Annotated in this window: 6 protein-coding genes; 2 read left to right on the top strand and 4 right to left on the bottom strand. The window is 30.8% G+C overall.

Annotated elements, in window-relative coordinates; translation table 11 throughout:
- Positions 1–336 precede the first annotated feature (336 nt).
- The 3 genes from AB2369_RS09430 to AB2369_RS09420 are packed head-to-tail and all read right to left on the bottom strand — an operon-like array spanning position 337 to position 4,426.
- A complete protein-coding gene (locus AB2369_RS09430; RefSeq protein ID WP_367666233.1) occupies positions 337–2,211 on the bottom strand; it encodes an ABC transporter ATP-binding protein in 1,875 nt (624 codons plus the stop codon).
- On the bottom strand, positions 2,208–3,935 hold the full coding sequence (locus AB2369_RS09425) for an ABC transporter ATP-binding protein (protein ID WP_367666232.1): 1,728 nt from the start codon (positions 3,933–3,935) through the stop codon (positions 2,208–2,210). Before AB2369_RS09425 ends, AB2369_RS09430 begins: the two co-directional genes overlap by 4 nt.
- 41 nt (positions 3,936–3,976) lie before the next feature.
- Positions 3,977–4,426: a MarR family winged helix-turn-helix transcriptional regulator gene (locus AB2369_RS09420; protein ID WP_367666231.1), complete on the bottom strand. Its 450-nt coding sequence runs from the start codon at positions 4,424–4,426 to the stop codon at positions 3,977–3,979.
- 625 nt (positions 4,427–5,051) lie between these two features.
- Here AB2369_RS09420 and AB2369_RS09415 point away from each other — a divergent pair.
- Both AB2369_RS09415 and AB2369_RS09410 read left to right on the top strand, forming a co-directional pair.
- A complete protein-coding gene (locus AB2369_RS09415; protein ID WP_367666230.1) occupies positions 5,052–5,777 on the top strand; it encodes a lysophospholipid acyltransferase family protein in 726 nt (241 codons plus the stop codon).
- A gap of 309 nt (positions 5,778–6,086) precedes the next feature.
- On the top strand, positions 6,087–7,247 hold the full coding sequence (locus AB2369_RS09410; protein ID WP_367666229.1) for an iron-containing alcohol dehydrogenase: 1,161 nt from the start codon (positions 6,087–6,089) through the stop codon (positions 7,245–7,247).
- 49 nt (positions 7,248–7,296) lie between these two features.
- Here AB2369_RS09410 and AB2369_RS09405 read toward each other — a convergent pair whose 3' ends face one another.
- The gene (locus tag AB2369_RS09405; protein ID WP_367666228.1) at positions 7,297–7,545 is read right to left on the bottom strand and encodes a GIY-YIG nuclease family protein; all 249 of its coding nucleotides are present in this window, start codon (positions 7,543–7,545) and stop codon (positions 7,297–7,299) included.
- Positions 7,546–7,704 lie beyond the last annotated feature (159 nt).

Below are 7,704 nucleotides of genomic sequence, written 5' to 3'. Positions count from 1 at the left end.
AACTATAACTATAACTCCCCTTAGCTTTTATATAGTTTTAATTCTTCATGCTCTTGAAAATCATCCTGGCTTGTATTTTGGTAATAACTCCTTTGCTTTTGATGATCCTATAAATTTAGACTTAGCTGCTCAGAATATTCAATTTTATTGTCCTAATATTAATATATAAAGAAGGTACTATAAATTCATGAATTTATAGTACCTTCTTTATTTTTTATATATAGTATTAAATATAGAATAAGCAAATCTCTAATAATACTATTATGCATTTAGGATATTATATTATTGTTTCTTTAAATATTTTTTCATTTAAAGATAACTCTTTTAATACTTATCTTAACCTACATCCTCCATATTTCCTTTAGAGAACTGACTATTATAAAGATCTGCATAGAATCCACCTTTATCCATAAGCTCATTATGGTTTCCTTGTTCTATTACACTTCCTTTATTCATAACAAGAATTAAATCTGCATCACGGATAGTTGATAATCTGTGAGCTATAACAAAGCTAGTTCTTCCTTTCATTAGGTTATCCATAGCCTTTTGTATATAAACTTCTGTTCTTGTATCAACACTACTTGTTGCTTCATCAAGTATTAATATAGATGGATCTTTAAGTATTGCTCTTGCTATAGTTAATAGCTGCTTTTGTCCTTGAGAAATATTTGAAGCCTCTTCATTTAATATGGTATCATACCCATCTGGAAGAGTTCTTATAAAATGGTCTGCATGGGCAGCCTTTGCAGCTTCTACAATTTCTTCATTAGTAGATCCCTCTTTACCATATCCTATATTATCTCTTATGGTTCCACTAAAGGACCATGTATCTTGAAGAACCATACCAAACATATGACGTAGATGTTCTCTCTTTATATCTCTTATATCTACTCCATCAACGGTTATTTTTCCACTATTAATCTCATAAAATCTCATTAATAAATTTATAAGAGTTGTTTTTCCTGCTCCTGTAGGTCCTACTATGGCAATGGTTTGACCCTTCTTAACATCTATATTCATATCATTTATAAGGATAACATCCTCTTTATATCCAAAGTTAACATGGTCAAATTTAACTTCACCCTTTGGATTTTCAATTACTACCGCATCCTCACTATCTGGTATTTCTTCTTCCTCATCTAGAATTTCAAATACACGCTCTGCTGAAGCCACTGTAGATTGAATAATATTTGCTATATTAGCTGTTTGATTTATTGGCTGAGAAAACTGTCTCATATATTGTATAAAGGCTTGAATATCTCCAACTGAAATACTTCCCTTAGTTGCTAAATATCCACCTGTTACACATACTGCCACATATCCAACGTTATTTATAAAACTCATTAAAGGCATTATAAGTCCTGAGATAAATTGAGCCTTCCATCCTACATTATAAAGCTTCTCATTTACTTCCTTAAACTCATTTATTGCTTTTTCCTCTTGTCCAAAGGCTTTTACAATATTATGACCTGTGTAAATTTCCTCAATATGACCATTTAAGTCTCCTAAATACTCTTGTTGATTTGCAAAATGATTTTGGGACTTCTTAAGTATAGGTCTAATTAAGAATATAGCTACTGGAAGAACTACTAAAGCAATCAATGTCATAATTGGACTTATTCTAAACATCATTATAAGTATTCCAATTATAGTTATCACTGAGGTTATAAGCTGAGTCATACTTTGCTGAAGTGTAGCACTTATATTATCCATATCATTAGTAAATCTACTTAGAGTATCACCATGGGGATTTGAATCAAAATACTTAAGAGGCATACGTCCAAGCTTACTTTCAGCTTCCTTACGCATATCATAAACTGTTTTTTGGGATACTCCTGCCATGATATATTGTTGAATGTAACTAAATATAGAACTTACAAGATACAATCCTATAAGAATAATAACTATATCCCATATATACCCAAAATCTATAGCAGCTCCTGGAACTTTCATCATCTTAGCCACTAAACCTTCAAAAAGTTTTGTTGTTGCTTCCCCCATTATTTTAGGACCTACAATACTAAATATAGTACTTATTATAGCTGTAAGTAAAACTAGAAAAAGTCTAATTTTATATTTACCTATATACTTTAATAATCTTCTACCACTGCCTTTAAAGTCTTTGGCTTTTTGCACAGGCATTACTCCTGCTCCTGGACCCATAGGTCCCTTTCCACCGCCCATTGGTCTCTTTTTTTCTCCTACACTCATGCTATCTCCTCCTCTGAAAGCTGTGATGCCACAATCTCTTTGTATACACTACAGTTCTCTAAAAGTTCTTTATGTGTGCCCATTCCAGCAATTTTTCCTTCATCTAAAACTATTATTCTATCTGCATCCATTACAGTACTAACCCTTTGAGCAACTATTATAACTGAGGATTCCTTTGTTTCACCCTTTAATGCCTGACGAAGTTTAGCATCAGTTTTAAAATCAAGAGCAGAGAAACTATCATCAAATATATATATTTCTGGTTTTCTAACTATAGCTCTTGCTATAGATAAACGCTGCTTTTGTCCTCCAGATACATTGTTTCCTCCCTGAGCTATCTCTGAATCATATCCATCCTTCATATTTGAAATAAACTCTGTAGCCTGTGCTATCTCTGCTGCATGGATAATATCCTCATCTGTAGCATCTTCTTTTCCATATCTTATATTCTCCCTTATAGTTCCAGAGAAAAGTACAGACTTTTGAGGAACTATCCCTATTTTATGTCTAAGATCTTCTTGAGACATATGATTTATATTCACTCCATTTACTAGAATCTCTCCACTTTCTACATCATAGAATCTAGGTATAAGATTAACCAAAGCAGATTTCCCTGATCCAGTACTACCAATTATAGCTGTAGTTTCTCCTGGATTTGTACTAAAGGATATATCACTTAATACAGGATGCTCCGCTCCCTTATATCTAAACACTACATTTTTGAATTCTAAATATCCTCTTTTTTCATTAGCAGTTTTAGTTTTTTCATTATCCCTAATTACAGGCTCTAGATTTAAAACATCGTTAATTCTTTCTGCTGATGCTGAAGCACGAGGTATCATTATAAATATAATTGAAACCATAACTACTGCCATCATAACCTGCATTGCATATTGAAGAAATGCCATTAAATCTCCAACTTCCATTGCTAGTGCATCTACTCTTTTTGACCCAAACCATATTATAGCTATGGACATAAAGTTAAATATAAGCATCATCATAGGCATCATAACTGCCATTATCTTATTAACCTTTATGGATGTCTCTGTTAAATCTTTACTTGCCTCGTCAAATCGTTCTTCTTCATAACTAGTACGATTAAAAGCACGAACTACTCTAATTCCTGTAAGCCCTTCCCTAACTACTCTATTTAGATTATCTATTTTCTTCTGTATACTCTTAAATAATGGAAGTCCCATTTTACCTATAACTCCAATTAATATTAAAAGTAAAGGTATGGAAATTAAAAATGCTGAAGATAGGGGAACATCCTTTGAAAGAGCCATTATTAAAGCTCCAGTAAACATTATAGGTGCAAATAATGCTATACGAAGAAGCATTACCATTACCTGTTGAACCTGGTTTATATCATTAGTGGTTCTTGTTATAAGAGAAGAGGTTCCAAGTTCATCAAACTCATTTGAAGAGAAACTCTCTACCTTTTCAAATACCTTCTCACGAAGATCTCTTGAAAATCCTAATGCCACCTTAGATGAGAAAAAGCTTACACCTACAGCACATATAGTTCCACCTAATGCCACAAGAAGCATGTATCCTCCAATTTTTAAAATATAATTTATATCACCTTTTATTATCCCTGTATCAACTATATCTGACATAAGATTAGGTAGATTAAGTTCTGCCATTGCTTGGAAAAATGCTAATATTAATATAAGAATTATAAGTAAAGAATATTTTTTTAAGTACTTAAATAGTTTTATCATATATCTCTTCCTTTCTAATAGTTTATTACTTTTACTTCCTCCTATGTATTGTCATCTTCTAATGCTATTTTTAAATTATCCCTTAATTGAAGTAGTAATCTACGAAGTATAACCTGTTCTTCCTCTGTAAAATTACTAAAACATTCATTGTTGATACTTTCAATTAATTCTTTAACCTCTTTACTAATCTCTCTTCCTTTTTCCGTTAAATATACCCTCGACACTCTTTGATCTTCATCATCACTTTCCCTATATATTATCCCATTTTTCTCCATTCTATTAATCATTACTGTAATAGTTGCTGGCTTTACCTTTAGCTTTTCTGCCAATTCCTTTTGTCTTTGCCCATCTTTTCTTAATAAAGAAAATAATAATTGGGGTTGCCCTGGATAAAGCCCTACTTTTTCAAATAATTTATGAGTTCTATAATAATGCATCTTTATAACTTCACCAAAAATATAATATAAGGAGTCTGAATTAAAAAGCTCCATTTTACCACCTCATTTAATTAGTCGTCTAAGTAAAATATATAATATCACCATAAAATTACATAGTCAATATGGTCAATTTACATCTTTGTTAATAAAATTAAAACTACTTATATCATTGATTTTATCATTAGTCTACAGGTTCTAACATCTAGATGAATACGGTTCATATTAAAATTCATATGCTAAATATTGATTAGCTGGCTAATTATAATTTCACCTTATTTTCTGTTCATTTTATAATTTATATTTTACTTCAATATAAGAAATTATATTCTTCAATAATCACTGAAATGAAAACCTCTTCTTCATACCTTTATTAGATATTTTTGTTACAAATTTTTTATAATTATGTTTTATAAAAATAACCTATAATATTCACCTTTGTGTGATAAGGAGATGAAATTAACTCATTGTACTAGTTAAGCTGTACCATTAAAATTATTAGCTTCTATACCTTATAAAATACATAATTTCTATTTCAAATATATGACTTATCTTCTATAAAAACATAATATAAAATTGCATTATTACATAACTCACTTTAAAATCTACTTTTATATTGGAGAGGTTTGTACTATACTTTTAAATATATAATGGACTTAATAATTTGCGGAGGTCAATATTTATGTTAAGAACTATAGCATGGTATACTCATTTTGCTACAAGCCTTATTGGAAAAGTGCCTGGCATGTATAAGGTAAAATCCCTTGATAAAAAAGGACTTACTAAAGAAAGAGAAGAGTATATACATAAAGTAACATCAAAATGGGCCATGTCTCATATAAAGCTCAGTGGAGCAAAAATAAATGTTTTCGGTGAAGAGAATATACCAAAGGATATCCCTGTATTATTTGTAAGTAATCATCAAAGTAATTTTGATATTGCAATATTTATGAGTTATATTGATAAACCTAAAGGATACATCTCTAAGATAGAAATGCAAAAAATTCCTCTACTTAGAACTTGGATGGGATATATGAATTGTATATTTATGGATAGAAGTAACCTTAGAAAATCTGCATCTGCAATTATAGAAGGGGTTAAGGTTTTAAAATCTGGCCATTCCTTAGTAATATTTCCTGAAGGAACAAGAAGCAAGGGTGATAAAATAGGTGACTTTAAAGCAGGAAGTTTTAAGCTTGCAACAAAGTCTAAGGTTCCTATAGTACCAGTAACCATAGATGGATCTTATAAGCTGATGGAGGCTAATGGTAATAAAATAAAACCTGGTGAAGTTAATGTATATATTCATCCTATGGTAGAAACCAAAAACTTAACTAAGGAAGATGAGGCTCTACTTCCAAGTAAAATTAAAGAAATCATTAAAGATAAATTACCTAAAACTAATTAATTTTAATGACTAAGTTACCACTGTAATGGAAAACTATTATAGTGGTTTTATTAACTTTTATTAAAAGGTATGTTTTAAAATCCAAAACATATACATTTATAAGTTATAATTATTAATATAATTATACTTAAGATTTTTTATAGGAGCGCCATGGTATAATACTCTTTTAAATGATATATGAAAATCTTACGCTCCTTACTAAGTAATTTTAATCTTTAGATGGTATTCTATTCTATCTTAAAAAAGCCATCTAAGGCTAAGAATTTCTTAATAAATAAACTATAATCATAGCTCTAAGGAGGTTTTTTTATGTTAAATTTCTCTTTTCAAAACTCAACAAAGCTAGTTTTTGGAAAAGACACCATAGGTAAATTAGGCGGATATGTAAAAGATTCAGGTCTTTCTAAAGTTTTAGTTCTTTATGGAAAAGGATCTATCTTTAAAAATGGCGTTTATGATGCTGCCACAGAGTCTTTAAAGGCTAATGGTGTGGATTTTATAGAGCTTTCTGGAGTTAAGCCTAATCCTGTGTTATCTAAGGTAAAGGAAGGTATAAAACTAGTTCACGATCATAATCTTCAAGGGGTAATTGCCCTTGGTGGAGGAAGTGTAATAGACTCTGCTAAAGCTATAGCTGCTGGAGCTTCTTATGATGGAGATGTATGGGATTTATTTGAAGGTGAAGGTAAATTAACTAAGGCTATTCCAGTTTTCACAGTACTTACTCTTTCAGCTACAGGGTCTGAAATGAATTTTGGTGGAGTTATAACTAATGAAGAAGAAGGTAAAAAATGGGCATTTGGCTCCCCTCTTCTTTATCCTAAGGTATCAATTATTGATCCTTCCGTACAATGTACTCTACCTAGACTTCAAACAGTAAATGGAGCAATAGATGCTATAACCCATGTATTTGAAGCTTACTTCGATGGAACACCTAATACAGATATGGCTGATGAAATCTCGGAAGGTATCATAAGAACTGTAATTAAGCATTCAAAAATTCTTATAGAAGATCCTAATAACTACGAATCTAGATGTGAAATGGCATGGGCTGCTACATTAGCTCTTAATGGTTTAGTTTTCCATGGAAGAATTGGAGACTGGGCATCTCATGATATTGAACACTCTTTAAGTGTTTTCAATGATATTTCCCATGGTGCAGGTCTTGCAATAATAATGCCTGCTTGGATGAAATATTTATATAAAGAGAATACTGAGAAATTAGCTAAAATGGGAAGAAATATTTTTGGTATAACAGAAGGTTCTTCTGAAGAAATTGCCCTAGAAGGTATTGAAGCATTAAGAGACTACTATAAGTCCATGGGAGCTCCTATAACTCTTACTGAAGTTGGAGTTAAAAAGGAAAATTTAGACTTTATAGCCGATAATGCTTCTATTCAAAGTCCTTTAGGAACCTTAAAGAAATTAAATAGAGATGATATATATAATATCCTTTCCATAGCTCTATAAGATAAACCCACTTAAGTAAGTTTTCCTTACTTAAGTGGGTTTACTTTATTTAATCTCTATTACATTTAACTAATTTCATCTTTTTTTCTCTTGTTAACTGCTTTATTGCATATTCTCTTTTCATTGCATCAACTTTATTTTCAAATTCTTCGTGGTATAAAAGACTTACTGGAAGTCTTGCTCTAGTGTACTTAGCTCCCTTTCCTTCATTATGGACTTTTATTCTTCTTTCTAGATTGGTTGTCCACCCAGTATATAAAGTTTTATCTCCACATTCTAATATATATACATAACACATTTCTATCCTCTTTTAAAACTCCTTATATTCTTAATTAATATTATAAGTATATAAAACTAGTTCTACAAGTTCTCTTATGTATTAAAAGAATCTACTAGAAGACTTCTTTTAGATGGTATTTTTTCAACCATCTAAAGGTTAGATGAGTTAATCTAGGGG

Origin of the sequence: Clostridium sp., from assembly GCF_040797585.1 — a bacterium.
GTDB lineage: Bacteria > Bacillota > Clostridia > Clostridiales > Clostridiaceae > Clostridium_Z.
This window is presented reverse-complemented; position numbering and strand designations above follow the sequence as displayed.

Bases quoted from the DNA above. Each gene is read 5' to 3' on its own strand.
- AB2369_RS09430 (WP_367666233.1), bottom strand. From the start codon at position 2,211: ATGAGTGTAGGAGAAAAAAAGAGACCAATGGGCGGTGGAAAGGGACCT.
- AB2369_RS09425 (WP_367666232.1), bottom strand. From the start codon at position 3,935: ATGATAAAACTATTTAAGTACTTAAAAAAATATTCTTTACTTATAATT.
- AB2369_RS09420 (WP_367666231.1), bottom strand. From the start codon at position 4,426: ATGGAGCTTTTTAATTCAGACTCCTTATATTATATTTTTGGTGAAGTT.
- AB2369_RS09415 (WP_367666230.1), top strand. From the start codon at position 5,052: ATGTTAAGAACTATAGCATGGTATACTCATTTTGCTACAAGCCTTATT.
- AB2369_RS09410 (WP_367666229.1), top strand. From the start codon at position 6,087: ATGTTAAATTTCTCTTTTCAAAACTCAACAAAGCTAGTTTTTGGAAAA.
- AB2369_RS09405 (WP_367666228.1), bottom strand. From the start codon at position 7,545: ATGTGTTATGTATATATATTAGAATGTGGAGATAAAACTTTATATACT.